Source organism: Idiomarina rhizosphaerae (genome assembly GCF_024159085.1).
In the GTDB taxonomy this organism is placed as follows: domain Bacteria; phylum Pseudomonadota; class Gammaproteobacteria; order Enterobacterales; family Alteromonadaceae; genus Idiomarina; species Idiomarina rhizosphaerae.
The window spans coordinates 1-25,812 of sequence record NZ_JAMZDE010000001.1 but is presented as its reverse complement, the minus strand read 5'-3'; the positions used below and the strand labels follow the sequence as shown (position 1 = coordinate 25,812).

Sequence of the window (25,812 nt, the reverse complement as noted above, 5' to 3'; positions counted from 1 at the left end):
CATTTGTCACTGGTGTGCTTGCTTTGTAGCGGCCATAATAAAAGTGAGGAACAGCAAAGAGCGGCGGTATGTCAGATAAGCAGCGGACACGCGAACAAAAGCAGGCGTGGATTTACCTTTTTAACCTCGGTTTTTACATTTTACCGATGGTGCTTTTTCCGTATCAGATATGGGAAATTGCTGTCATGGTGGCGGCGATGCTGGTTTTTATTGGCCTTTATTACTGTTGTTATTCGGTGCCGCGGGAGCAAATGCTGTGGCCAATTCTTGGCATGTACATTATTGCTTGCGCAGTGACACCGCTAAATCCGGGGTCTATTGCTCTTTTTAGTTACGCGGGCTTTTTTGTCGGCTTTGCCTATAGCTGGCGAGTTGCGCTTGCAGCTGTTATCGGCATTATTCTTACCTTAGCCGCATTCCATTTTGGCCCTGGAACCAGTTGGGATCTCTTTTTGCCCTATGGCATCGTCATTGTCGTTACTGTCTCTATTTTTGGCCGGGTTGAACGACTGAGGCAGCAATATGCTGAAGAGCAACAACGCGATGCCGAAGAGATTGAGCGTTTAGCAACCAGTGTCGAACGGGAGAGAATCGCGCGGGATTTGCATGATATTTTGGGACACACACTTTCCAGTATTATTTTGAAGTCTGATCTTGCTAAAGCACAACTTTCTAAGCGGCGTTATGATGAAGCTTCTGAGCAGTTAGCCGAGCTTAGTGAGATTGCCCGCGAAACACTTTCGCAGGTGCGGCAAAGTGTTTCGGGTTATAAGCATGGCGGGTTATCGCTTGAGCTGAGACGACTTGAGCAGCGTTTGACTGACGGAGGCTTCAGTACTCAGATAACCGGTACACCACCGATAATAGACGAGCAACGGGAAACGGCACTGGTGTTAGCGATAACCGAATTGGTAACCAATATTATTCGTCATAGCGATGGTCAACAATGCTTGATTCATTTTGACGAAACAGCAAACACCTACTGTATTACAGTTGTGGATAATGGTCGTTGTCATGACGTGAGTGTGGGCAACGGTTTGAGCGGCGTCGAGCTGAGAATACAAGAGCTTGGCGGCTCCATGTCCATCTCAACAAACGAAGGGTGCGAGGTGGCTCTCTTCTTACCAAAACTCGCAGAACAACAGCCATGAAAATTCTTTTAGCTGAAGATCAAACCATGGTGAGAACTGCGCTGGCAAGTTTGTTGCGACTGGAGTCTGATTACCACGTCGATGAAGCCGTGGATGGCGTTGATGCTCAGAAAAAATTACAAGAATCTGATTACGATGTGTTGTTGAGCGATATTGAAATGCCTAACCTTTCCGGTCTTGAGCTTGTCCAGTGGGCGCAGCAGCAACAACCAAACCTTCGTTCGGTTATTATCACCACCTTTAACCGTGCCGGTTATATTAAGCGAGCTATTGACTCAGGTGTTCGTGGTTTTCTACTAAAAGATGCGCCCATTAATGAACTGATCGCGTCGTTGCAACGGGTTTGTCTGGGTGAGCAAGTGATAAGTAATGAGCTTCTTCTTCAGGCTCTTGGAGAGCGCGATCCGTTGACAGAAAAAGAGCGTAAAGCACTGCGTCTGGCAAGTCAGGGGTTAAGCACTCAAGCCATCGCAGAACAGTTATTCATTGCTCCAGGTACGGCTCGAAATTACCTTTCTGAGGCAATCAATAAACTGCATGCGAGCAACCGGACTGAGGCTGCTCGCATTGCTCATCAAAAAGGCTGGCTGTAATCAGCTATACGTGTTCTTTCAATGGTTTACAGCTTCACAATCAACTTACCTTTATTGTCGCCGGTAAAGAACATGTTCAGTCCTTCAATGGCTGATTCCAGCCCTTCAAGAATATGCGAACGATGTTTTATTTTGCCGGACATGACGTAAGGCGTTAGTTGTTGCAGCAAGCTTGGAATTTGGTCGAAGTGATCTGGCATGGTAAAACCCTGAATCGTCAGACGCTTTTTAATAACCGGCACCCAGCTTGGCCCTGGGCTCGGCACTTCTTTATCGTAGTCGGCTATCATGCCGCAAACCACTACACGACCATGCGCGTTCATACGTTCAACCACCAGATTCTGAATGGGGCCGCCGGTGTTTTCAAAGTATAAATCTACACCATCAGGAGTCAGTTTGGTCAGTTGGTCGCGCAAGTCATCGGTTTTATAATTAATTGCGCCGTCAAAGCCAAGTTCGTTGACTATCCAGTTGGCTTTTTCGTCGCTGCCGACAACGCCTATCACTTTAAGACCTTCGGCTTTCGCTATCTGACCAACAATTGAGCCTACCGAACCTGCAGCGCCTGTTACTACAAGGGTCTCTCCATTTTTAGGTTTGCCTACATTAAGTAGCCCTTGAGTAGCGGTTAACCCCGGTAAGGCGAATACTGAGAGTACGGTCTCGTCAGGTACGTCGGCCTGAACCTTGTTAATGCCCTTACCATCGCTCAGTGCATATTCCTGCCAGCCCATCATGCCCATAACCCGGTCGCCGACTTCAAAGTCAGGATGGTTACTCTCGACAACCTCGCCAACACCCGAGCTGCGCATTACCGTGTTTAATTCAACCGGCGGTATGTAGCTCTCGGTATCGGGGCTCATCCAGCCAAACATGGCAGGATCAAGCGACATTTGTCGTTGTTTTATTAATATTTCACCGGAACCTGCTTTCGGGAGCTCCTTTTCTGTTACTTCAAAAATGTCTGCGGAGACTGGGCCCGGCTCCGGGCGCTTAATCAGTTTTATGGCTTTATAAGTCGTCATCGAGTTCCCTCTTTACTAGTTTGCGTTTAGATCTATATGGTTACTACAGTCGGTTAATGAAAGGTCAACGCTGTGAGATTTATCACATTCTTTTGTAAACAGTAGTTGCCGGATATTGTTAACTGTAACTAAGTCGATTAACATCAATCAGATAGTTGTTGTTCTGAAAGGGATATCAGGCATTGCGTAAACTCTGTCGGCTTATTCTTTTCTTACTATAAAAACTGTTTACGCCTATATAACAAGGAGATAAAAATGAAAGACGTTCTATTTTTTAACAATATGCTGACGCCGAAGATCATTACCTTCGTATACTGGATTCTACTTTTGGCCGCGGTCATTGGTGGCATAAGTACTATGTTTGCCGGATACGAAGGTTTTACCTTTGGTAGCTTTATTATGGGGTTACTTGCTGCTGCTGGTGGGGCACTTGGTGCCAGAATTTGGTGTGAGCTGCTTATTGTTCTATTTAAAATGAACGAAGCTCTGCAGGATCTCCGTAAGAAGTAAGTGATAAAAATAAAAAGATGCAACGCTTCTTAGTGAAGCTCTTCCATATTTTGTGAGGCCCTCCTGTTGGAGGGCCTTTTATTTTAGGTCTTTTCTCATGACTCAAATGAGCCTATTCTAGGGTTATACAACTCACTAACATCAGGTGGTCACCCTCTTGCGAAACCTTCTTGCTATTGCTTTGTTGCTACTTGCTTCGGGGGCAATGGCTCAGGACGTAACATTGAAAGTGGGGGTTTACGACAACCCGCCTAAAATCATGTTCGACGAATACGGCCAGTTAAGCGGTATTCATGGCCAGCTTCTTATGGCTATTGCTCAGCGCCACAACTGGCAACTGGTTCCGGTAGAATGCGACTGGGATCAATGCTTAAAGCTTTTGCGCGAAGGGCGAATTGATATTTTCCCTGATGTCGTGAAGAACGATGAAAGGGAGGCTTGGGCTAGTTTTCATAATGAACCTGCTTTATTGAGTTGGTCACAGCTTTATGCGCCGAAAGAAGAGAAGATTACCAACCTTTTAGATTTGAACAACAAACGTGTGGCGGTGCTACGAGGTTCTGTTCAGGAAGAGTATCTAAAACAATTAATTGAGAATTTTGATTTAAACAGTACGCTTTATCCGGTGCAAAGCCTTGCTGAGGGGTTTGACGCGGTTGTTGCGGGAAAGGTCAACGCCACTTCGGCAGATCAGCTTTTTGGCGATAAGCAGGTGGCAGAATATGACATTGAAATGACCCCCATCATGTTTCTTCCGAATGAGGTTTTCTTTGCTGTTCCTAAAGGCTCTCATCAAGATGTTCTAACCACTTTAGATAGAGAATTAAAACGTTTAAAAGCGGATGAAGACTCTGCTTATTACGAAATTATTGAACGCTGGAGTTCAGGCCAAAGTCACTTAACAATTCCTGTTTACGTTTGGTTGTTAATTGCGGTACTGGGTTTGCTGTTTTTGACTGTTATTGGGTTTAATCTACTTTTGCGTCGCAAGGTTGCTGAAAAAACAAAAGCGCTGGCCGAAAGCAAGTACCGTTTGAATACTATTTTAGACAGTGTTGAAGCTTATATTTTTATTAAAGATAAAGACCTGAAATATCAGTACGCGAACCAACAGGTTTTAAAACTGTTTAAGTTAAGCCTTAATAGTGTCATTGGCAGAACCGACTACGATTTATTTGATAAAAACACCGCCGATACGCTTAAAGCTTGTGACAACAAAGTAATAAAAAGCGGTAAACGGGCGGCTCAGGGGGAAGTTAATACTCTACCGGGTGAAAAGCAGCCTCTTCATTTTTGGTCTGTAAAAGTACCGTTATATGATGCCAATAGGAAGGTTATTGGTTTATGCGGAATTTCGACAGATATTTCAGAATATCAGAGTATGAAAGAGGAAATTCAGTCTCTTGCGTACTTCGATCCTTTAACCGGCCTGGCGAATCGCCGGTTTATGCTGGAACGTCTAAATGATGAGTTTTATCGTTACCAAAGTGGTGGTGGCGATGGTGTGCTGGCAATGCTGGATATTGACCAGTTCAAGAAAGTTAATGACAGTGTAAGCCATGACGCAGGAGACGAGCTGCTGGTGCTGTTTGGCCAGAGGCTGGAGTCTGAGCTGCTTCAGTCTGAAATTGCCGGACGTCTGGGTGCAGATGAATTTATGGTGCTGTTAAAGAGTAAAAACGGTACTAATTTGCTGGAAGACAAGAATTTGCGTCAGCGCCTTCAGGTGCTGGTAGAGCGTTTAAGTGAGCCCTATCAATTAGGTGAAAAAACGGAGTCGGTATCGGTCAGTATGGGCGTCACTTTGTTTTCTGATGCGCAAAGCACCGGAGATCTACTTCAGGGAGCCGACCTGGCACTGTTGCAGGCAAAAGAGACCAATGCATCAAAGCTGCAATTTTTTAATACGGGCATACAACGCGAATTTAATTATCGGCAACAGATGATAGCCGGGTTACGACAGGCAATAACGACGGAATCACTGGAGGTTTATTTACAACCTCAGTACCAACAGCTAACGGATGAAGCCAGCCAACGTTGTTTGGGGTTTGAAGCTTTACTCCGTTGGCACGACAAAGAACTTGGCTGGGTGTCTCCTGCAGAGTTTATTCCATTAGCCGAAAGTCAGGGGCTCATGCCCGACCTGCATCGGTTGGTGCTGAATCAGGTACTGGCAGCCATTCCCCAATTGCCACACGGTTTAAGCGATAAAGGTGCCCGTATTGCAATAAACGTCAGTGCCAGCCAGTTTAAATACCCCGGGTTTGTAGAAGATATTGAAGCCCGGTTAACGGCGGCCGGTATTCCGGGAGAGTTGCTTGAGCTGGAAGTAACCGAGAGTTTACTCATTGATGATATTGAAAACACGGCTGCGAATATGGAAAGGCTAAAGCGCTTGGGAGTGACCTTTGCACTTGATGACTTTGGTACCGGTTACGCCTCTTTGGGTTATTTGAAGCGTTTGCCCTTAAATTCGTTAAAGATAGATCAATCTTTTGTGCGAGACATGAAAAACGGTAACAGCGATGAAGCTATAGTAAGAACCGTTATAGCACTGGGCAAAAGTCTTGATTTAGCCATTATCGCAGAAGGCGTCGAAACGGAGGAGCACTTGCATAAACTACAGGAAATGGGGTGTTTTTGTTTTCAGGGTTATTATTTTGCCAGACCAGAGCCTAGCCATTTTTGGATGTCTGATGAGCGAGTTTAAGCAATGCTAATTTCCTTTATCTGTAACTCGATTATTGTCGGCTTAGCCGTTATTTTCCACTACGAAGCGCTTAACCGAATAGGCTGGCTGATCACTCACATGAGAATGTTCAGTCAAATTCGGCTGATGTTTGGGGTTATGCTAGCAATCATCGCGCATACCGTTGAAGTCGCTATTTTTGCGCTTGCCTATTACTTTATGCATCACGAAGAGGGGTTTGGCACCTTAGTCGGTAATTTCGATGGAAGTTTTTTGGATGCTTTATACTTTTCTTTCACGGTTTTTAGTACGGTTGGTTTTGGCGATATAGAGCCTTCCGGAGCACTCCGGTTTTTAACTGGTGTAGAGAGCTTAACCGGGTTAGTTTTAATTACCTGGACGGCTTCGTTTTTATACGTTGAAATGCAGCGTTACTGGCACCGTTAACTGAAACATTTGCTAACAGAAGCCTGCTTCTATAAAGCTGTCAGGCGGTGTATCTTTATGGCTGAGGCATACCAGCTTGGAAAACAAAACTGATGATGCAGGAAACATTAAAAATTTTAGTGGTAGATGATGACGCGCGGCTTCGAAGTTTGCTTGAGCGTTATCTTACTGAGCAAAATTTTCAGGTACGGGTGGCGCAGGATTCTGAACAAATGGACCGCTTGCTGACCCGGGAAAATTTTAATTTATTAGTACTGGATTTAATGCTGCCGGGCGAGGACGGACTCTCCATTTGTAAGCGTTTGCGTAGCCAGGGAAACAATCTGCCCGTCATTATGCTGACCGCAAAAGGCGACGAAGTTGACCGCATTATTGGCCTGGAACTCGGTGCTGATGACTATCTGGCTAAGCCTTTTAACCCTCGAGAACTGCTGGCGCGGGTGAGAGCGGTGCTGCGTCGGCGGGGCACCGAAGCTCCGGGTGCTCCTTCGCAGGAAGATCAGGAAATAACTTTCGGCGAATTCCGGTTAAACCTGGGTACTCGCGAAATGTTCCGTGGCGACACTCCTATGCCGCTAACCAGTGGTGAATTTGCGGTACTCAAAGCTCTTGTCAATAATGCACGGCAGCCACTTTCGCGCGACAAGTTAATGCACCTGGCTCGTGGTCGTGACTACAGTGCGCTAGAGCGCTCTATTGACGTTCAGGTGTCGCGTTTAAGACGTATGCTGGAAGTCGACCCGACTAAACCCCGATATATTCAGACGGTGTGGGGTCTGGGCTACGTGTTTGTGCCGGATGGTCAACTGAAGTCCTGATGAAACTTTTTCCTAAGTCAGCGTTTGCCCGCACGGTTGCGCTGCTGGCTCTGGTGTTGCTTATCAACCAGCTCGTTTCTTACGTGATGGTAAGCAATTATGTTGTCAGACCTTCCATAGAACAAATTAATGAACTGGTTGCTAAACACATCCGTACCATGTTTATCCCCCGTCAGCATTTGGCTGAAACCGAGCGCGAGCTCATGACCAGTTATACTGAAGCTACCGGCATTGAAGTCTTTAATGATGAAGCCGCTGAGAAGCAGGGGTTAGGTAACTCAACCTATTATGGTTATTTGTCGGATGACATGAGCGATATGTTGGGCGGCGAAGCGCAAGTACGGGTAGCTCAGGGCAATAAATTCTATTTGTGGGTTAAGCCTCCGCGCGCGCCTGACTTCTGGATACGCGTGCCGCTGGACAGTATGCAGCAGGGACGCTTTTCTCCATTGGTGATGTACTTGGTACTCATTGGTTTGCTGAGCGTGTTCGGCGGTATGCTATTTGCCAACTGGTTAAACAGGCCGTTAAAAGCTCTGGAAGACTCTGCCCGAAGAGTTGGACGGGGAGAATTCCCTGAGCAGTTGTCTGAAAAAGGTGCCACAGAAATAGTGGCGGTGACTCGCGCTTTTAATCAAATGTCGCGCGGTATCCGCGAACTGGAAAATGACCGTAACCTTTTGATGGCCGGTGTTTCTCACGACTTAAGAACCCCACTGACTCGCATTCGTCTGGCTGCGGAAATGATGCCGCAGGGCGAAGACTGTCTGGCTCAGGGCATTATTGAAGATATAGACGACATGAACGACATTATTGATCAGTTTATCGATTATGTCCGTCTTGACCAGCAGGAGTCCAGCAGCAGAGAGTCGCTGAATGAGCTGATAGAGCAAACGGTAGCGAATGTTCCGGATAACTGGCAAAAGCAGTTTGAGCTGGATTTAGGCAAGTTGCCCAGAGTCTGGTTACGCCCCTTGTCTATGAAGCGAGTTATTATTAATTTGCTGGAAAACGCCGAACGTTACGGTAAAAATCAGGTGGTGGTCAGTTCCGGGCACGATAAGAAGCAAAAACGTGTTTGGTTTAGAGTAACAGATGACGGCCCGGGCATTCCCGAAGAGCAGCAGGCCACATTATTTGAGCCTTTTACTCAGGGCGATAAAGCGCGTGGCGGCGTTGGTTCCGGTCTGGGGCTGGCTATTATTAAGCGCATTGTCGACCGGCACGACGGCAGTATAAAACTGCAAAACCGCCCGGAAGGCGGCTTGTGCGTACGTATTGAACTGCCGCTGAATCAGCAACGGCAGTAATATTGACTATAGCAACAGGCGGTTAATACCGTTAAGTGCCGCAACCCGGTAGGCTTCCGCCATGGTCGGGTAGTTAAAGGTGGTGTTGACGAAGTAGTCGATGGTGTTTCCACCGTTTTTCTGCTCCATAATAGCCTGACCAATGTGAATAATTTCTGAAGCTCGCTCGCCAAAACAGTGCAGCCCCAGCAGTTCGCGCGTTTCACGGTGGAATAACAACTTCAGGCAGCCCACATCGGCACCGGAAATTTGTGCCCGTGCAAGGTGCTTAAACTGCGCACGACCGACCTCATAAGGCACTTTCATTTCAGTCAGTTCTTCTTCGGTTTTACCAACCGAGCTAATTTCCGGAATGGTATAAATGCCGGTAGGAATATCGCTGATAAGTGCTTTGTCGCAATTACCGTTAATAATAGCGGAAGCACAGATCCGCCCCTGATCGTATGCTGCGCTGGCTAAACTGGGGTAACCGATAATGTCGCCGACCGCATAGATATTGTCGACACTGGTCTGGTAGTTTTCATTGACCTCCAGCTGGCCGCGATAGTTGGGTTCCAGCCCCACCGCCTGGCAGTCTAGCTGTTCAATGTTGCCGGAACGACCATTAGCAAAAAGCAGACAGTCGGCAGCCATAGTCTTACCGGACTTGGTTTTCAGCACCACTTTGTCGTCATGTCCGGTAATGCTTTCGTATTCTTCATTGTGACGAATGACAACGCCACTGTTGCGTAAGTGATAACTCAACGCATCTGAAATTTCAGCGTCCAGAAAAGAAAGCAGCCGTTCACGTTGGTTTATCAAGTCTACTTTTACGCCCATACCCCGGAAGATACTGGCGTATTCACTGCCTACCACACCTGCACCGTATATCAGAATGGTTTTGGGCTCGTGAGACAAGGACAATACTTTGTCTGAGTCATAAATTCGCGGATGCGAAAAGTCGACGTCTTCTGGGTTATATGGACGAGAACCGGTGGCAATAACCACATGTTTTGTGATCAAGTCATCGACCGAGCCGTCCAGTTTAGTGACTCTAATACGGTTTTTGTCTAAAAAAGAAGCCGTACCGTGCACCACAGTAACGTCGTTACGGTCGTAAAACGAACTGCGTAATTTCACCTGTTTACGAATAACCGATTCTGCATAGTGCAAAATGTGGCTGAAAGTCATACCGCTCTGCCAGCCTGGCCCTGAAAACAATGGATTATTATTGTATTCAATTAGACGGCTGACGGAGTGCCGCAAGGCTTTGGATGGAATGGTTCCCCAATGTGTGCAACCGCCGCCAAGGGCTTTATGCTTTTCTACTATGGCAACGTTGTAGCCGCTTTTGGCTAATTGCATGGCAGCGCCTTCGCCGCCCGGGCCAGTACCGATGACGACGACATCGTATTCAGTTTCGGTTTCGGGCTTTATTGCAGTCATATTACTCGCTTCACTACCGGTGTACGGGCTTTAGATAGTAGCACTGTATAAGAAAAGCGTAAATTGACACTGTTTTCTGTGCGCAGAGTCGTTATAGTAAAGAGAGACAATGACTTGGAACCGTTGTATGAGTAAAGAAAAACAAGTCCCGCAAATTCTGGCTCGTCGTGTCGTAGCGCAAAGCCGCTTAATACGTATTGAGGCCGTCGATCTTAAATTTAGCAATGGTGAGCAGCGTCAGTTTGAGCGCATGAAAGGCAGTGGTCGTGGCGCGGTTATGATTGTTCCCTGCCTGGATGAAAAAACCTTGTTACTGATTCGGGAATACGCAGCAGGCCTTCATGATTATCAATTAGGTTTTCCCAAAGGCCTGATTGACCCGGGTGAAACCCCGGAAGAAGCCGCTCAGCGTGAATTAAAAGAAGAAGTTGGTTACGGCAGCCGTCAACTTGAATTCTTAATGGAAGTGTCTCTCGCTCCTCAGTTTTTTTCTGCCAAAATGAGTGTTTTCGTGGCTCGCGACTTATACCCCGAAAGCTTGCCGGGCGACGAACCTGAGCCGCTGGAAAAAGTGACCTGGCCATTAGACGATATTGACAACCTGCTGGCCCAGCCCGACTTTTCTGAAGCGCGCAGTGTTGCGGCGCTGTTAATGCTTTTGCGTAATCTGAGTGAGGCACAGTAGTGGCAGAAACAATGCTGGAGAAACTGAAGGAAATAGCATTCGAGGCAGGTGGTGTTATTCTGTCGATGTACGACCGGCGTGACTATAAAACGGCTGAGAAAAAAGACGACTCTCCAGTGACTACCGCAGATCTTGTTGCCAGCGAACTAATAGAAGATCGACTCAAGCAGTCATTCCCTGATATTCCGGTTATTTCTGAAGAAAGCGAGCATCAGGACTACAATGAGCGCCGTCAATGGAAGGCCTACTTTATTATCGACCCGATAGATGGTACTCAGGAGTTTATTTCCCGCTCCGGGGACTTTGCAGTCAACATTGCTTACGTAGAAAACAACGAGCCTGTCATTGGCGTTATTTTCTGGCCGGTCGGGGAAACGCTTTACTATGCACGCAAAGGAGCGGGCGCCTTTAAACAAAAAGAGAACGAAAAGCAGTCGATAAGCGTGCGCAAGTTTAGTGACCCTCAGGCTGACCCTATTATTATTGCAATAAGTCGCCAGCAGGCACGAGAGCCTGTGTTTAATCGTTTGCAGACGAAACGTGATATTCAGCCATTACCAACGGGTAGCTGTTCGCTAAAAGCCTGTTTTATTGCTGAAGGCAAAGCCGATTGTTTTCTGCGGCTGGGACCTACCGGCGAATGGGATACCGCCGCATCGCAAGTCATTGTTGGAGAAGCTGGCGGTCGTATAGTGAATGAGAATTTTGAACCCATTACCTACAACCGTACGGTTAGCTTGCTGAACCCCAACTTTTTAGTTCTGGGTGACCAAAGTGTACCCTGGGAAGAAGTCTTTATTGCCCGTCAGGCTCGTTTCCGGTAACGCTGTCTTTGTTGACCACATCGACACTTTCGTGCAGTTCAGAGTAAACAATAACGGCTTCGCCGGACTTCAGACGTTGCTTCAGTTGCTCGACTTTCGTTTCAAAGCTGAGCTCCTGACTGCCGTAATCGGTCCCTTCGCGCAGTACAATAGATTCCATTAAATTGTTCAGTGTTTCCTGATCAATTTCCTGCCACGGAATAATCATTTATCCTCCACTTGCTGCAACTCTTCGGTTAATTCTGCCAGTTCTTCTTCTGCTGTCATCCAGAGGTTTTCTTGTTGTTGCAGGTCTTTTTGCGCCTGCGCCTGCTGGTCTAAAAGTTTTTGTAATTTGGCTTTATTGGCATCGTCATACAGACTGCTGTCACTCAGTTGCTCGTGAATATCGGCTAACTTCTGTTCCAGTGTGTGAATGTTCTTTTCTGCCTTTTCAATTTGCTGGCGTAAAGGCTTGGTTTTTTGTCGCGCCTCGGCTTCCTTACGTTTTTGCTGCTTGCGATCGTCACGTTGACGAGTAGCGGGTTGCTCGCTGCGTTTGTCATTGGCGGCTTGTTGCTGTAGCCAGTCGTGGTAAGCATCTAAATCGCCGTCAAAGGTTTCTGCTTTGCCGTCGGCAACCAGGCAAAATTCATCTACCGTGGTACGTAGCAAATGTCTGTCGTGCGAAACCACAATCAACGCGCCTTCATATTCCTGCAAAGCCGCAACCAGTGCATCGCGCAAGCCGAGATCCAGGTGGTTAGTCGGCTCATCTAGCAGTAACAGGTTAGGGCGCTGATAAATAATGAGTGCTAACGCCAGCCGCGCTTTTTCACCACCGGACATGGGTTCAACCGACCGTGTGGCCTGATCACCGGAAAAACCAAAGTTACCTAAAAAATCACGTAGCTTTTGTTCAGTCGCCTGTTTATCAATACGCTGCAAGTGCAATAGCGCAGAGGCTGCTAAGTCCAGGGTTTCCAGTTGGTGCTGAGCAAAATAACCAATGCTGAGGCCCGGATTAACTAGTCTTTCACCCGCCATCGGTTCAAGTTCGCCTGCCAATAGCTTGATCAGGGTTGATTTACCGGCACCGTTACGGCCCAGCAAGCCCAGTCGGGTACCGGGCACCAAATTCAGCTTAATCTGTTCAAGAATAGTGGTGTCACCATAACCGGCCTTGGTGTCACGGAGCGTCAGCAGCGGATTAGGGAGCTTTTCTGGTGTTAAAAAGTGAAAGTCGATACCACTTTCGGCGCGCAGTGGCGCTTGGTTAGGCAGCTTCTCAATAGCTTTTAAACGGCTCTGTGCCTGTTTTGCTTTGCTGGCTTTATAGCGAAAACGGTCAACGTAAGCCTGTAAGTGCTGACGCATAACCTGAGCTTTTTCGTACTCACTTTGTTGCTGAGCCATGTGTTCTGCGCGCTGTCTTTCGAACTGCGAGTAGTTACCGCGGTAGCTGTTCAGTTTTTTATGCTCAATATGCGTAATATCGGTGGTAACTGAGTCCAGAAAGTCACGATCGTGCGATATCAACAAAAGCGTTCCGTCGTACTGTTTCAGCCAGCTTTCCAGCCAGAAAATGGCATCAACATCCAGATGGTTAGTCGGCTCATCCAACAGCATCAAATCGGCGCGGGCTATGAGTACCTGTGCTAAGTTAAGTCGCATACGCCAACCACCGGAAAAGGCTTTTACCGGCTGTTGCAGTTGCTCTTGGGTAAAACCAAGGCCAGCCATTAAACTGGCGGTTCTGGGTTGAATATCATAAGCCCCGATGGAAGCCAACTTGTCGTGACAGTGCGCAATGGCTTCGCCATTGTTATCGCTCTCTGCTTGTGCGAGCTGCGCTTCCAGTTGGCGAAACTCGGTGTCACCGTCCATCACGTAGTCGATAGCGGACTTGTCCAGGGCAGGAGTATCCTGTGCTACGCTGGCAATGCGCCAGTCTGCCGGTAGGTGAATATTACCGCTGTCGGCACTGAGTTCACCACGTAACAGGGCAAACAGCGACGACTTGCCACAGCCATTGCGACCGACTAAGCCAACGCGATGTCCCGGGAATACTTGTAAGTCACTGTCTTCAAATAAAACATCACCGCCACGCAGTAAGGTGATAGCTTCAGCACGGATCATAAACTACTCTTCATTTTGTACAGCTGTTCAGCTGCGGTATCATAGACGTGTTCTGCTCACAATTCTAACACAGGAGCTGTTGTGGCTAGAGAAAAGAAGCGATTTATTGCCGGGGCCGTTTGCCCCAAATGCGATGCCATGGACACGCTCATGCTCTTTATCGAAAACGATACCGAACAAGTTGAGTGCGTGCAATGTAAGCACCGGTTTAGTGAACCTAAAGAGCAGGGTGGTGGTAGCCAGCGTCAGTTTGATCAGGTCATTGGGGTATTTAAACCAGACTAAACAAATTGTAGGGAGCCATTATGACAGACACCGACGGCAGCCGTTTTATCAACTGTCTTTATCGCGTTGAGCAAGTACAGCAGGGCGAACAGAAAGCGGCTGAAGCTTGCTCGATGAATATGACGCAACTGATGTCGGCGGCCGGGAAAGCGGTTTTTCATCAGCTACAGTCTTACTTTCCGGCACCGGCACGCATTGCGGTTTGTTGTGGCGAAGGGAATAACGGTGGTGATGGCTATATTGTCGCCCGGTTGGCTCAGAAAGCGGGCTACCAGGTGCAAGTTTTTGCGCTCAAACCCAACGTTGAATTGCCGGAGCCAATGGAGTCTGACGCGCATAAAGCCCGCGCTGCGTGGCGTGAACAAGGCGGGAGTGAAAAGCCCTTGCTGGATTGCTCGCCTGAACAGTTTGATGTTTTGGTTGATGCCTTATTTGGTGTGGGTTTGAATCGTGCGCTTGAAGGCGACCCGGTAAGCTGGGTTCAGCGAGTGAATGGCAGCACGACGCCGGTGGTGTCAGTGGATGTGCCGTCAGGGTTGAATGCTGATACAGGTCATGTTCCCGGTGCAGCGGTTCGTGCTCATCTTACCGTCTGTCTGGTGGCCTTAAAGCGAGGCTTGCTTACCGGAAAGGCTCAAGAGCACACTGGTGAGTTAAAACTTGAAGATTTAGGTATTGGCAGCACGTTTAAACAGCAAAACGAAGTCGATTGGTTCAGAGTTAATGCAGGCCGGGTTGGCGGCTGGCTAGCACCGCGTTCACGCTGCACTCATAAAGGTGAACAGGGACATGTGCTAATTGTGGGAGGCCAGCCGGGCATGTCCGGAGCAGTGATACTGGCAATGCAGTCGGCGCTCCGTGCGGGAGCGGGCAAAGTCTCAGTGGCTTGTCATCCGCAGGTGCAGGCAATTGTTGCAGCAGCGCAGCCGGAAGCTATGGTGCATGGCATAAAAGAAACCGATGCTCTTAAGCCCCTGCTGCGAGAAGCTTCTGCTGTTGCTCTGGGGCCCGGGCTGGGGCAAAGCTCCTGGAGTCAGGAGGTTTTTTCGCAGGTGATGGAAACCGATGTGCTGAAAGTTATTGATGCCGATGGTTTAAACCTGTTAGCGAGTAACCCCGTTCATTCGCCTAAATTATTAATGACGCCGCACCCCGGTGAAGCTGCACGGCTACTGCAAATTACGACCGATGAAATAGCGTCGGACCGTTTTGCTGCGGCGACAAAGCTGCGCGAAAAATATGGTGCACAGGTATTATTGAAAGGCGCGGGGTCTTTGCTGGTAACCGACAGAGGTAGATGTTTGATTGATCGCGGTTCACCGGCAATGGCTTCCGGTGGTATGGGTGACCTGTTAACCGGGTTAATCGTGGGCTTATTAGCGCAACGAATGGCCCCGGCACATGCGCTTATTGCGGGGAGCCTATGGCATGCTATAGCGGGTGAAGAGGCAGGAAAAGATGGTGAGAGGGGAACCTTAGCTTCGGATCTGTTGCCTTATATACGACAATTGGTGAATGGATATGGAAGGGATGATGACTGAGGTACACCAATGTGAATTGGCTGACGAAGAGGAAACGTTAGCGCTTGCGAAGAAATTTTCACAAGTTTTACAGACCCCTTTAGTGGTTTATCTGAGAGGCGAGTTAGGTGCCGGAAAAACGGCGTTTTGTCGTGGTGTTATTCAGGCTATGGGACATTCAGGGGCGGTGAAAAGTCCGACCTACACTCTTGTCGAGCCCTACCAGTTGCAAGGCTGGCGTATTCATCATTTCGATTTATATCGGCTGGCAGATCCGGAAGAGCTCGAATATATGGGAATTCGCGATTATTTTTCTGAAGATACGTTAAACTTTATAGAGTGGCCCGACAAAGGCTATGGTTGGCTTCCCGGTGCGGACATTGAGATAAGAATCGAGTATGCTGGCACGGGACGTAAACTAACTTTCAGTGCGCTAACTGAAGCCGGACAAAAAATAATTAAAACATTATGATGAAGCGATTTTGGGTGTTTTTGTTTGCTTGTGCTCCTTTGTGGGTCTGGGCCGACAACAGTATAGACAGTGTGCGTGTGTGGCCATCTCCGGATAAAACGCGGGTGGTTTTCGACTTGTCGGACACTCCCGACTATTCTTACTTTACTCTATATCAGCAAAAACCTTACCGACTGGTTATTGATTTTAACAATACTTCGTTAAAAACTGGTTTGGAGAACTTGGGCGAAGAATCACTGCTGGTCGATAAAATTCGCACAAGCTCACCTAAAAACGCTAACAGTACCCGTATTGTTATTGAACTGGAATCCAAAAGCGACGCCAACCTTTTTACCTTGCCGGCTAATGAGTCATATAAAGATCGTCTGGTGGTCGACTTACCCGGTAAATCCAAAGAGCTGAGCGGGCCGGCAAAATCGGTTTCAGAGCTGAAAGACAGGCGCGTAACCATAGCAATTGATGCCGGGCATGGTGGTGATGACCCCGGCTCTATTGGTCCGCGCGGAACTTACGAAAAACACGTCGTTATTCGTATTGCGCGTGCATTAGCCAAACTCATTAATGATGATCCGGGCATGCAGGCTTATTTGATTCGGACCGGGGACTACTATGTTGGCCTTAACGAGCGACCGCAAAAAGCCTGGGACGCTAAAGCCGACTTTTTTGTCTCGATTCATGCAGACGCTTTTCGAACACCACAGCCCAGCGGTGGATCGGTTTGGGTTTTATCAAAACGCCGGGCAGAATCGGAAGTTGGTCGCTGGTTAGAAAATCGGGAGCAGCAATCTGAGTTATTGGGTGGCGTTACTGATATTTTGAGGAAGAACGGGCACGAACCCTATTTGGCAGAGACTCTGTTGGATATGTCGATGGACAGTTCCATTGCCGGAGCATACAGTGCCGCGAAACATATTATCGACGAGATGTCTGCGGTGACAGAAATGCATAAGCATGCTCCACAGGCAGCCAGCCTTGCTGTGCTCAAATCACCGGATAAACCGTCATTGTTGGTGGAAACTGGCTTTTTATCAAATCCAAGAGAAGAGCAGCTGCTAACCAGTAACGCGCACCAACAAAGGTTGGCGCGTGCAATTTATAACGGAATTCGGCGTTATTTTGTTAGTAACCCAATAGACAATACCTACTTAGCTAATCAAAGTAGTTTTACTTATACCGTTAAGTCCGGAGATTCCTTGTCGGTATTGGCACAGAAGTATAATACTACCGTCAAAGCCATTAAAACCGAGAATAACCTGACCACCAGCAGCTTGAAAATTGGTCAAAAACTGACAATTCCGAGTCGCTAATGGCCATTCAACAATTACCGATAGAGCTCGCTAACCAAATTGCCGCGGGCGAAGTGGTTGAGCGCCCTTCGTCAGTGGTGAAAGAGCTGGTCGAGAACGCTTTAGACGCTGGGGCAACGCAATTAATTCTGGATATTGAGCAGGGCGGTAGCAAGCGTATCCGAATTCGTGATAACGGCGGTGGTATTGTTAAGCAGGAACTGACACTGGCATTGAGCCGTCACGCCACCAGTAAAATTCAGAGTCTGGACGATTTGGAGCATATTGGTAGCCTGGGGTTTCGGGGGGAAGCTCTGGCCAGTATCAGTTCAGTGTCGCGATTACGCTTAATATCCAAGCCGCCAGAGCAGGAAGAAGCCTGGCAGGCATGGGCCGAAGGCCGGGATATGCAAGTGACCGTTGAACCGGCGGCGCATCCCGACGGAACAACAGTCGATATACAGGATCTCTTCTTTAATACGCCGGCCAGGCGTAAGTTTTTACGCACGGAAAAAACTGAATTCAGCCACATAGATGAAGTGATAAAACGGATTGCGCTTAGCCGTTTTGAAGTTGGATTCCAGCTTAATCATAACGGCAAATCGGTAAGAGCGTTTCCTCCTGCTCAGACTGAAAAACAGCAGTTACAACGGTTGGCGAAAATTTGCGGCGGTGGATTTGCTGAGCAGGCTTCAGCAATTGACGCTGTTGATGGTGACTTCCATTTAAGTGGCTGGTTAGTCCCGCCGGAGCATTGCCGGCATCAGGGGGATATTCAGCACTTTTTTGTCAACGGCCGAATGATGCGCGATAAATTGTTATCGCATGCGGTACGTCAGGCCTACGAAAAATATTTGCCGAACGAGCGGGTACCGACTTTTGTACTTTACTTTGAACTTCCCGCAGAAGAAGTCGATGTGAATGTGCATCCGGCAAAGCATGAAGTTCGTTTTCATCGCCAGCGACAAGTGCATGACTTTATTCTGACCCGCATTGAACAGGCTTTAAAACAGCTGGTTGCCACAGAAAACGAACAACCTGCGATGAGTCATCAGCATTCTTACAGCTCTCAAGAACGATCCCCTGGGGCCGCGTCGGACTTCTATCGGGGGGCGTCAGGTGGGAGCTTTCTAGGCGAGAGAAAAGCATCGGGGTCGTTGTTGCCAAATGCCGCCCAGGTTCATCATAGTAATACTGGCACGAAGCTAAACACGGAGCCAGAGGCAAAGTTAAAAGTGGAACAAAACTGGCGTGTATTGTCTGTGTTTAATGGTGTTTATGCTCTTATTCGCAATGAGTACAGTCTGGCCTGGCTTAATCTGGCTAAAGTTCACACTGAATGTGTTAGCAGAAAACTTACTCGGCAATTGCAGGACGGACTGAACGGGCAGCCGTTACTGGTTCCTGTGGCAGTCAGTTTGGCGAACCTGCCTGAGCCTGCAAGCCAGTGGCCGCAGCAGCAATTAAACCAGTGCGGTGTGGTGTATAAAATTCAGCGTGAGCAGGCAATTATTGAGCAAATGCCGGAAATGTTACGTCAGGGCAATGTGGTGAGCGGTTTTACGGATTTATTAACATTACTGAGTGAAGGTGCCGAACCTGACCAACTGGGTCGTTGGTTAGCACAATTTGCTGGTCTTGAGTCGTACAGTCTGACTCAGGCGGAGCACTGGCTTATTCAGTGGCGTTCGCAATTGGCTGAAAGCACCGATGCGTTGCAGAGGTTGCCGTTACCCGGAGAGAATAATGCGTAGCAAGGATGCCGTTATTGCCATTTATGGGCCTACAGCTTCAGGGAAAACCGCGTTATCGCTGGCGCTTTGTGAGCAACTGGATTGTGAGATTATTTCCGTCGATTCCGCGTTAATTTATCGGGGAATGGATATTGGTACTGCGAAACCCAGCGCCGAAGAGCAAAACTTAGTTCCTCATCACTTGCTGGATATTCGCGACCCTGCCGAAACTTATTCGGCGGCCGATTTCCAAAAAGACGCTTTGGCTTTAATTGATGATATTCAGCAACGTGGCAAGGTGCCTTTGTTGGTTGGCGGCACCATGTTGTACTTTAAGGCGTTGCTTGAAGGGCTCTCCCATTTGCCCGAGTCGGATACCAGTGTGCGTGAGAAACTGACCGCCGAACTGCATGAGAAAGGTTTAACCGAATTGCACAATCGGCTGCAAAAGGTCGACCCCACAAGCGCTAAACGTATTCATCCTAACGATCCTCAGCGAATTCTGCGAGCTTTGGAGGTTTATGAAATTTCGGGCAAACCTTTGACGGAACTCACCAAAGAGCGTCATGGTCAGTTAACTAAGCCCATTTATCAGTTTGCGGTAGCGCCGGTTGAACGAGACGTTTTACACCAGCGTATCGAGCAGCGTTTTGACCAAATGCTGGCACAACCTTTTAAAGAAGAAGTTGAGACCTTGTTTGCCAGATCCGATTTGCATCCGGATCTTCCGTCCATTCGCAGTGTAGGGTATCGGCAAATGTGGCAGCACCTCGCCGGAGAGTTAAGCTACGATGAAATGCGGGAGCGCGGAATTATAGCCACTCGACAGCTGGCGAAAAGACAAATGACGTGGCTGCGGGGCTGGCCGGGAGTGCACTGGCTGGAGACCGGTGACCTCAATATGCAGGCGAAAGTCATGACGGCAATGCAGCAATCCGCAGAGATTTTTAGTATTAAGGATTGAAATTAGACGACCAAGGCCGCAGATCCAATTCTGAACTAAATGAGTAATTCTTAACGTTTTTCTTATTGCAAAAATTCTTTACTGGTCTAGTGTGTCTTTACAGGGAACTGCAAATTGGCAGTGCTGTAGCTTACTATTTACACATTGGATATTAATAACGATAAAAAGGAATCCAAGATGGCTAAGGGGCAAACTTTACAAGACCCATTCTTAAATGCGTTACGTCGTGAGCGCATACCAGTATCTATTTACTTAGTTAATGGCATTAAATTGCAGGGACAAATTGAGTCTTTTGATCAATTTGTTGTCTTATTAAAGAATACGGTTAGCCAAATGGTGTATAAGCATGCAATTTCGACAGTTGTACCTGCGCGTATTCCTCAAAACTATTTGCCGCAACAAGCTGGCGAAGATATGGCTGAAATAGAAGATTAATGATGAAAGAGAGGTCTGAACAACTTGTTCGATAGGTATGAAGGTGGCGACTACGCAATATTGGTTCATGTGGATTTACCCGCAGAAGTTGACCGAGAAGATCTCTCCGAATTACAACTTTTAGCTGATTCTTCGGGCGTGAAAACTATGGGAGTGATGACTACAAGTCGTAACTCCCCAACCCCCAGGTACTTTGTTGGTAGTGGTAAGGCAGAAGAAATTGCGGAGCAGGTAAAACTGCTGGACGCTAACATTGTTATCTTTAATCACGCGTTATCACCAACGCAAGAGCGAAATCTGGAAGCCATTTGCAAGTGCAGGGTGTTAGACCGTACGGGTCTTATTCTGGATATTTTTGCGCAGCGGGCACGAACCCACGAAGGTAAGTTGCAGGTTGAATTAGCACAGCTGCGTCATATATCGACACGACTAGTGCGCGGCTGGACTCACCTTGAAAGACAAAAAGGCGGTATTGGCTTACGCGGCCCGGGTGAAACCCAGCTTGAGACCGACAGACGCTTAATTCGCGGACGTATTAAAAATATCTTAAAGCGCCTGGAAAAAGTCCAGAAGCAGCGGGAGCAGGGGCGCCGGGCTCGTAAAAAAGCGGACATTCCTACAGTGTCGCTGGTAGGTTATACCAACGCCGGGAAATCGACCTTATTCAATCGTTTAACTGAAGCTGGAGTTTATGCGGCGGATCAGCTGTTTGCGACACTGGACCCTACATTGCGAAAGCTTGCGGTAGAAGATATTGGCGAAGTGATTCTGGCCGATACCGTTGGTTTTATTCGTCACTTACCTCATGACCTGGTCGCAGCTTTTAAAGCGACGCTTCAGGAAACTCAGGAAGCCGATTTATTGTTACATGTGGTTGATGTCAGCGACGAACAGCAGCAAAATAATATTGATCAGGTTGCTGAAGTTTTGGAAGAAATTGATGCTGGCGATGTACCACAGTTAATTATTTGTAATAAAATAGATCAAGTGGAGGGTGCTGAACCCCGAATTGACTACGATGATAACCAAAAGCCAATAAGGGTCTGGGTTTCAGCGCAGCAAGACCTTGGCATTGAAGAAGTGCTGGAGGCTTTACGCCAGATACTTGGCCCGCAAATGGTCGAGCTGACTCTGAAAATCCCCCACTCAATGGGTAAATTACGTGGTACATTATACCGTTGGAATAGCGTGACATCGGAAGATGTTAACGAAAACGGCGAACTTGCGTTGCAAGTGCGTATGTCATCGGTAGACTGGCAGCGTTTACATAAGACTTATGGCGATCAACTGGACGACTTAGTCGTGCAGCAATAGAATTTTTTATAGCAACAGTTTTCTTAAAAACTTGGAGCACTCAATGGCTTGGAATCAACCGGGGAACGGTAATAACAACGACCGTGACCCATGGAAAAATCAAGGTGGCAAAGATCAAGGGCCGCCTGATCTCGACGAAGCAGTTCGCAAACTGTTTTCCAAATTCGGTTTTGGTGGAAAGAAAGGCGGCGGCTCGGGCGGTAGTTCAGGGATCCCGGCAAAAGGTGTCGGCATTATCGCAATAATTGCGTTAATTGTTTGGTTTATCGCTGGCTTTTATACGGTTAAAGAAGCTGATCGTGGTGTTGTACTGCGTTTTGGTCAGTTCCATACCTTGGTTGAGTCAGGACTTCACTGGCGCCCCGTGTTTATTGATTCGGTAGAACATGTCGACGTCAACAATATTCGTTCAGACAGAACCGAAGGTTATATGTTGACTCAGGATGAGAACGTGGTTCGTGTCGAGCTGGATGTTCAGTATCGCGTTGTTGATCCTCGCTCGTACTTATTCAATGTACAAAACGCTGACGGTGTACTTTCACGTGCCACAGACAGCGCGTTACGCTACGTGGTTGGTCACACAACCATGGATGAAGTGTTAACTCGTGGACGTGAAGAAGTCAGAGCGAATACGCTGGAAATGCTTGAACAAACGATGAACCCTTACTCTGTTGGTCTGCAGGTTGTTGATCTTAACTTGCTGCCAGCGCGACCACCCGAAGCGGTTAAAGACGCTTTCGATGACGCCATCTCAGCACAGGAAGATGAAGAGCGTTTCATTCGTGAAGCTGAAGCTTATGCCCGCGAAGTAGAACCGTTGGCACGAGGCCAGGTACGTCGTATGTTGCAGGAAGCGCAAGCTTATCGTGAGCAAATTATTCTTGAAGCTCAGGGTGAAGTTGCTCGCTTTGAAGAGCTGCTGCCTCAATACCAAAACGCACCTGAAGTCACACGTCAGCGTATCTACCTTGATACTCTGCAGGAGCTTTATGCGAAAACGCCTAAAGTACTGGTTGACGTTGAAGGTGGTAACAACATGATGTACTTACCACTAGAGAAACTTCTTGAGAAGCAAGGTCGTAATACAAATTCATTCTCTCCGACGCGTATTCCTGAAGATGTTTCAGGCGGTTCCTCAAGTACTGGAACAGAGACACAAAATACGCGCAGCAGTAACCGCAGCGGAGGTCGAAACTAATGAAAAACCTAATCGCAATAATTGTTGTGGTCCTGGTCGTTCTGGGTCTTTCCTCCGTTTACGTGGTTAAGGAAGGCGAACGCGCCATCTTAATTCAGTTCGGTAAGGTTGAGCGCAACGCAGAAACCGGTGAAGCTATGGTTTTCGAACCTGGTTTACACTTTAAAATTCCTTTTATCGAACAAGTGAAAAGACTGGATGCCCGCCTGCAAACATTAGACGGAGATCCTGACCGCTTTGTCACCAGTGAGAAAAAGGATTTGATTGTTGATACCTACGTTATGTGGCGTATTAATGACTTCTCTACTTTTTATCTGAGTACTAACGGCGGTAACATTCTTCAGGCTGAAGCCTTGCTAACTCGTCGTATTAACAGCGGTTTGCGTAGTGAATTTGGTAACCGTACCATTTCTGATATTGTTTCCGGTGAGCGTGATGAGTTAATGCGTGAAGCGTTAATACAAGGTTCAGAAAGTGCTTCCGACTTAGGTGTTGAAGTGCTGGATGTCCGCGTTATGCAAATTAATTTACCGGATGAAGTCAGTCAGTCTATTTACCAGCGTATGCGTGCTGAACGTCAGGCTGTTGCCACAGAACACCGTTCTGAAGGTCGTGAGCAGGCTGAGTTTATCCGTGCCGATGTTGACGCGCGTGTAACGGTAATGCTGGCAGATGCGAAACGTCAGTCACGTGAACTACGTGGTGAAGGTGACGCACAGGCAGCGAAAATCTACGCTGATGCTTATCAGAAAGACGCCGAGTTCTTTGCCTTTATTCGTAGTATGGAAGCTTATGGTGAATCATTCGGTTCCGGTAATGACATGTTAGTGCTTGATGCAAACAGTGACTTTTTCCGTTATTTACAAAATATGATGGGAAAAACTGAAGAGTAATCATGAATGAGCGTCTGATGTTTCCATCAGGCGCTCACCTCCGATGTACAAACCCTCCGATTAAAGGTAAGATCGCTCCGATTTTTTTTACGCGGGGCAATCATGAGTCAGAACGTTGTAATTCTAGGCACCCAATGGGGTGACGAAGGCAAAGGTAAAATTGTTGACCTGTTAACCGATAAAGCCACTATGGTTGTGCGGTATCAGGGCGGACATAATGCTGGGCACACATTGGTTATTGACGGTGAAAAAACCGTTCTGCATTTAATTCCTTCAGGTATTCTACGCAAAAATGTTCAATGCGTTATTGGCAACGGCGTGGTTTTATCACCCGAAGCACTGATGGAAGAAATGGCAATGCTGGAAGCACGAAATGTTCCAGTTACTGACCGTTTGCGTATCAGCAAAGCTTGTCCATTAATTCTGCCATTCCATGTAGCTCTTGACCAGGCACGTGAACGTGCGCGCGGTAAAGAAGCCATTGGTACAACGGGGCGTGGCATTGGTCCTGCGTATGAAGACAAAGTTGCCCGTCGCGGTCTACGCGTTGGTGACTTATTTGATATGAAGCGCTTTGGCGAAAAACTAAAAGAGCTGGTGGATTATCACAACTTTTCTTTAGTTGAATACTACAAAGCCGACGCAATTGATTTCGATACCGTACTTAAGCAATGTGAAGAGTTCGCCGAAGTATTGAAACCTATGGTGATTGATGTACCTGCTTTACTTGATAAAGCACGTAAAAACGGCGAGTCAATCATGTTTGAAGGTGCGCAGGGCACGTTGCTGGATATCGATCACGGTACATACCCTTATGTGACCTCTTCCAATACAACGGCTGGTGGTGTTGCGACAGGAGCCGGCTTTGGTCCTCGTTATATTGATTACGTGCTGGGCATTGTTAAAGCCTACACTACTCGCGTAGGCAGCGGTCCCTTTCCGACCGAACTTGACTGTGAAGTGGGTCAGCACTTAGGTGAGAAAGGTCATGAGTTTGGTGCAACAACCGGGCGTAAACGTCGTACCGGCTGGATAGACGCCGTAGCAATGCGACGGGCAGTACAAATCAATTCTATCAGTGGCTTTTGCTTAACTAAGCTAGACGTATTAGACGGCCTTGAAGAATTAAAGATTTGTATTGGTTATCAGCTTTCCGATGGCAGTGTGACAGAGCATCCTCCGCTGTCTGCAGAAGACTATGAAGTGGTAGAACCCATTTACGAAACAATGCCGGGCTGGCAGCAAAGCACGGTTGGCATAACTGAACATAAAGAGTTACCGCCAGAAGCTTTAGCTTATATTGCCCGTATCGAAGCGTTAACCGGTGTACCGGTAGATATTATTTCAACCGGTCCGGATCGTAAAGAAACCATTGTCTTACGGCACCCGTTTGGGTAGTAAGAAAAAGTAGTGTATGTTACTAAAAGACGGTCAGTTTTCATCCGATGTAGATAAAAACTGACCAGTCAGAACAAAAAACTTAAAAAAATTACGCGCACCTATTGCACTATCAAATCTAGTACCATAGAATGCGCTCCACCTAACCGGTGGTGCCGGCATAGCTCAGTTGGTAGAGCAACTGACTTGTAATCAGTAGGTCCCGAGTTCGACTCTTGGTGCCGGCACCAATTTAAATTGCAAGATACGGGAGGGGTTCCCGAGTGGCCAAAGGGATCAGACTGTAAATCTGACGGCTCAGCCTTCGCAGGTTCGAATCCTGCCCCCTCCACCACGCAATTTCCTTGGTTTTGAAGTGGCCTCATAAAATTGTGAATTTGCGGGTGTCGTATAGTGGCTATTACCTCAGCCTTCCAAGCTGATGACGCGGGTTCGATTCCCGCCACCCGCTCCACATTCCGTCAGTGCTGATATAGCTCAGTTGGTAGAGCGCACCCTTGGTAAGGGTGAGGTCGGCGGTTCGAATCCGCCTATCAGCACCATTTCAATTTAGGCCCCTAATAAACCTCGGTCATGCTTTTTAGCTTAGGTAACACACCGAAGAATTTTGTTAGAGAGGCTGCAATGTCTAAAGAAAAATTTGAACGTTCGAAGCCGCACGTAAACGTCGGCACCATCGGTCACGTTGACCACGGTAAAACAACACTAACTGCTGCTAT

The 25,812-nt window shown here is 47.7% G+C and carries 25 protein-coding genes and 4 tRNA genes; 25 read left to right on the top strand and 4 right to left on the bottom strand.

What is annotated here, in order from left to right; genetic code table 11:
- The first annotated feature begins 68 nt into the window (after positions 1-68).
- Positions 69-1,151, top strand: a complete 1,083-nt coding sequence (locus tag NJR55_RS00145) for a sensor histidine kinase (RefSeq protein WP_253616736.1) — start codon at positions 69-71, stop codon at positions 1,149-1,151.
- A complete protein-coding gene (locus NJR55_RS00140) occupies positions 1,148-1,744 on the top strand; it encodes a response regulator transcription factor (protein WP_253616734.1) in 597 nt (198 codons plus the stop codon). Before NJR55_RS00145 ends, NJR55_RS00140 begins: the two co-directional genes overlap by 4 nt.
- 26 nt (positions 1,745-1,770) lie before the next feature.
- On the opposite strand, the gene NJR55_RS00135 is transcribed toward NJR55_RS00140, so the two are convergent.
- Positions 1,771-2,769, bottom strand: coding sequence for an NADP-dependent oxidoreductase (locus NJR55_RS00135; RefSeq protein WP_253616732.1), 999 nt, complete (start codon positions 2,767-2,769; stop codon positions 1,771-1,773).
- A gap of 255 nt (positions 2,770-3,024) precedes the next feature.
- On the opposite strand from NJR55_RS00135, the gene NJR55_RS00130 reads away from it, so the two are divergent.
- The 5 genes from NJR55_RS00130 to envZ all read left to right on the top strand — a co-directional run bounded on the left by NJR55_RS00130 (position 3,025) and on the right by envZ (position 8,543).
- The gene (locus NJR55_RS00130) at positions 3,025-3,279 is read left to right on the top strand and encodes a DUF4282 domain-containing protein (RefSeq protein WP_110014165.1); all 255 of its coding nucleotides are present in this window, start codon (positions 3,025-3,027) and stop codon (positions 3,277-3,279) included.
- 157 nt (positions 3,280-3,436) lie between these two features.
- A complete protein-coding gene (locus tag NJR55_RS00125; protein WP_253616731.1) occupies positions 3,437-5,989 on the top strand; it encodes an EAL domain-containing protein in 2,553 nt (850 codons plus the stop codon).
- Positions 5,990-5,992: 3 nt separating this feature from the next.
- Positions 5,993-6,415, top strand: coding sequence for a potassium channel family protein (locus NJR55_RS00120; protein ID WP_253616729.1), 423 nt, complete (start codon positions 5,993-5,995; stop codon positions 6,413-6,415).
- 92 nt (positions 6,416-6,507) lie between these two features.
- Complete coding sequence (ompR, locus tag NJR55_RS00115) at positions 6,508-7,233, top strand: osmolarity response regulator transcription factor OmpR (RefSeq protein ID WP_011233582.1); 726 nt, start codon at positions 6,508-6,510, stop codon at positions 7,231-7,233.
- Positions 7,233-8,543, top strand: a complete 1,311-nt coding sequence (envZ, locus tag NJR55_RS00110) for a two-component system sensor histidine kinase EnvZ (RefSeq protein WP_253616727.1) — start codon at positions 7,233-7,235, stop codon at positions 8,541-8,543. Before ompR ends, envZ begins: the two co-directional genes overlap by 1 nt.
- 6 nt (positions 8,544-8,549) lie before the next feature.
- Here envZ and sthA read toward each other — a convergent pair whose 3' ends face one another.
- Positions 8,550-9,968, bottom strand: coding sequence for a Si-specific NAD(P)(+) transhydrogenase (gene sthA, locus NJR55_RS00105; RefSeq protein ID WP_253616725.1), 1,419 nt, complete (start codon positions 9,966-9,968; stop codon positions 8,550-8,552).
- A 127-nt stretch (positions 9,969-10,095) separates the two neighbouring features.
- On the opposite strand from sthA, the gene nudE reads away from it, so the two are divergent.
- Together nudE and cysQ are read left to right on the top strand one after the other, a co-directional pair.
- Entirely contained in the window at positions 10,096-10,653 is a 558-nt protein-coding gene (gene nudE / locus NJR55_RS00100) for an ADP compounds hydrolase NudE (protein ID WP_253616723.1), read from the top strand.
- Between the two features lie 11 nt (positions 10,654-10,664).
- Positions 10,665-11,477: a 3'(2'),5'-bisphosphate nucleotidase CysQ gene (gene cysQ / locus NJR55_RS00095; RefSeq protein WP_253617517.1), complete on the top strand. Its 813-nt coding sequence runs from the start codon at positions 10,665-10,667 to the stop codon at positions 11,475-11,477.
- Here cysQ and NJR55_RS00090 read toward each other — a convergent pair.
- Both NJR55_RS00090 and abc-f read right to left on the bottom strand, forming a co-directional pair.
- The gene (locus NJR55_RS00090; protein ID WP_011233587.1) at positions 11,449-11,685 is read right to left on the bottom strand and encodes a YheU family protein; all 237 of its coding nucleotides are present in this window, start codon (positions 11,683-11,685) and stop codon (positions 11,449-11,451) included. The two genes, cysQ and NJR55_RS00090, sit on opposite strands and share 29 nt — an antisense overlap.
- Entirely contained in the window at positions 11,682-13,595 is a 1,914-nt protein-coding gene (abc-f, locus tag NJR55_RS00085) for a ribosomal protection-like ABC-F family protein (protein WP_253616721.1), read from the bottom strand. Before abc-f ends, NJR55_RS00090 begins: the two co-directional genes overlap by 4 nt.
- Before the next feature lie 81 nt (positions 13,596-13,676).
- Here abc-f and NJR55_RS00080 point away from each other — a divergent pair, with 81 nt between their 5' ends.
- The 16 genes from NJR55_RS00080 to NJR55_RS00005 all read left to right on the top strand — a co-directional run.
- On the top strand, positions 13,677-13,880 hold the full coding sequence (locus tag NJR55_RS00080; RefSeq protein ID WP_011233589.1) for a YheV family putative zinc ribbon protein: 204 nt from the start codon (positions 13,677-13,679) through the stop codon (positions 13,878-13,880).
- A gap of 20 nt (positions 13,881-13,900) precedes the next feature.
- On the top strand, positions 13,901-15,421 hold the full coding sequence (locus NJR55_RS00075; RefSeq protein ID WP_253616720.1) for an NAD(P)H-hydrate dehydratase: 1,521 nt from the start codon (positions 13,901-13,903) through the stop codon (positions 15,419-15,421).
- Positions 15,414-15,872 carry a tRNA (adenosine(37)-N6)-threonylcarbamoyltransferase complex ATPase subunit type 1 TsaE gene (gene tsaE / locus NJR55_RS00070; RefSeq protein WP_253617515.1) on the top strand — a complete coding sequence of 153 codons (459 nt, stop codon included), beginning with the start codon at positions 15,414-15,416 and terminating at the stop codon, positions 15,870-15,872. Before NJR55_RS00075 ends, tsaE begins: the two co-directional genes overlap by 8 nt.
- Positions 15,869-17,179, top strand: coding sequence for an N-acetylmuramoyl-L-alanine amidase (locus NJR55_RS00065; protein ID WP_253616718.1), 1,311 nt, complete (start codon positions 15,869-15,871; stop codon positions 17,177-17,179). The genes tsaE and NJR55_RS00065 overlap by 4 nt, the downstream gene beginning before the upstream one ends.
- Positions 17,179-18,912: a DNA mismatch repair endonuclease MutL gene (gene mutL, locus NJR55_RS00060; protein ID WP_253616716.1), complete on the top strand. Its 1,734-nt coding sequence runs from the start codon at positions 17,179-17,181 to the stop codon at positions 18,910-18,912. Before NJR55_RS00065 ends, mutL begins: the two co-directional genes overlap by 1 nt.
- Positions 18,905-19,855, top strand: a complete 951-nt coding sequence (gene miaA, locus NJR55_RS00055; RefSeq protein ID WP_253616715.1) for a tRNA (adenosine(37)-N6)-dimethylallyltransferase MiaA — start codon at positions 18,905-18,907, stop codon at positions 19,853-19,855. Before mutL ends, miaA begins: the two co-directional genes overlap by 8 nt.
- A gap of 177 nt (positions 19,856-20,032) precedes the next feature.
- Positions 20,033-20,290, top strand: coding sequence for an RNA chaperone Hfq (gene hfq, locus NJR55_RS00050; RefSeq protein WP_011233595.1), 258 nt, complete (start codon positions 20,033-20,035; stop codon positions 20,288-20,290).
- Positions 20,291-20,314: 24 nt separating this feature from the next.
- On the top strand, positions 20,315-21,604 hold the full coding sequence (gene hflX / locus NJR55_RS00045) for a ribosome rescue GTPase HflX (RefSeq protein WP_253616712.1): 1,290 nt from the start codon (positions 20,315-20,317) through the stop codon (positions 21,602-21,604).
- 43 nt (positions 21,605-21,647) lie between these two features.
- A complete protein-coding gene (gene hflK, locus NJR55_RS00040; RefSeq protein ID WP_253616710.1) occupies positions 21,648-22,802 on the top strand; it encodes an FtsH protease activity modulator HflK in 1,155 nt (384 codons plus the stop codon).
- Positions 22,802-23,695 carry a protease modulator HflC gene (hflC, locus tag NJR55_RS00035; RefSeq protein ID WP_253616708.1) on the top strand — a complete coding sequence of 298 codons (894 nt, stop codon included), beginning with the start codon at positions 22,802-22,804 and terminating at the stop codon, positions 23,693-23,695. The genes hflK and hflC overlap by 1 nt, the downstream gene beginning before the upstream one ends.
- A gap of 102 nt (positions 23,696-23,797) precedes the next feature.
- The gene (locus NJR55_RS00030; protein WP_253616706.1) at positions 23,798-25,093 is read left to right on the top strand and encodes an adenylosuccinate synthase; all 1,296 of its coding nucleotides are present in this window, start codon (positions 23,798-23,800) and stop codon (positions 25,091-25,093) included.
- Between the two features lie 154 nt (positions 25,094-25,247).
- Positions 25,248-25,323 (top strand) — tRNA-Thr (locus tag NJR55_RS00025).
- A 19-nt stretch (positions 25,324-25,342) separates the two neighbouring features.
- Positions 25,343-25,427 (top strand) — tRNA-Tyr (locus tag NJR55_RS00020).
- 45 nt (positions 25,428-25,472) lie between these two features.
- Positions 25,473-25,547: transfer RNA gene (locus NJR55_RS00015), tRNA-Gly, on the top strand.
- Between the two features lie 12 nt (positions 25,548-25,559).
- Positions 25,560-25,635, top strand: a tRNA-Thr gene (locus NJR55_RS00010).
- An 82-nt stretch (positions 25,636-25,717) separates the two neighbouring features.
- On the top strand, positions 25,718-25,812 hold a 95-nt coding region (locus tag NJR55_RS00005), incomplete at its 3' end, for a GTP-binding protein (protein WP_208107646.1).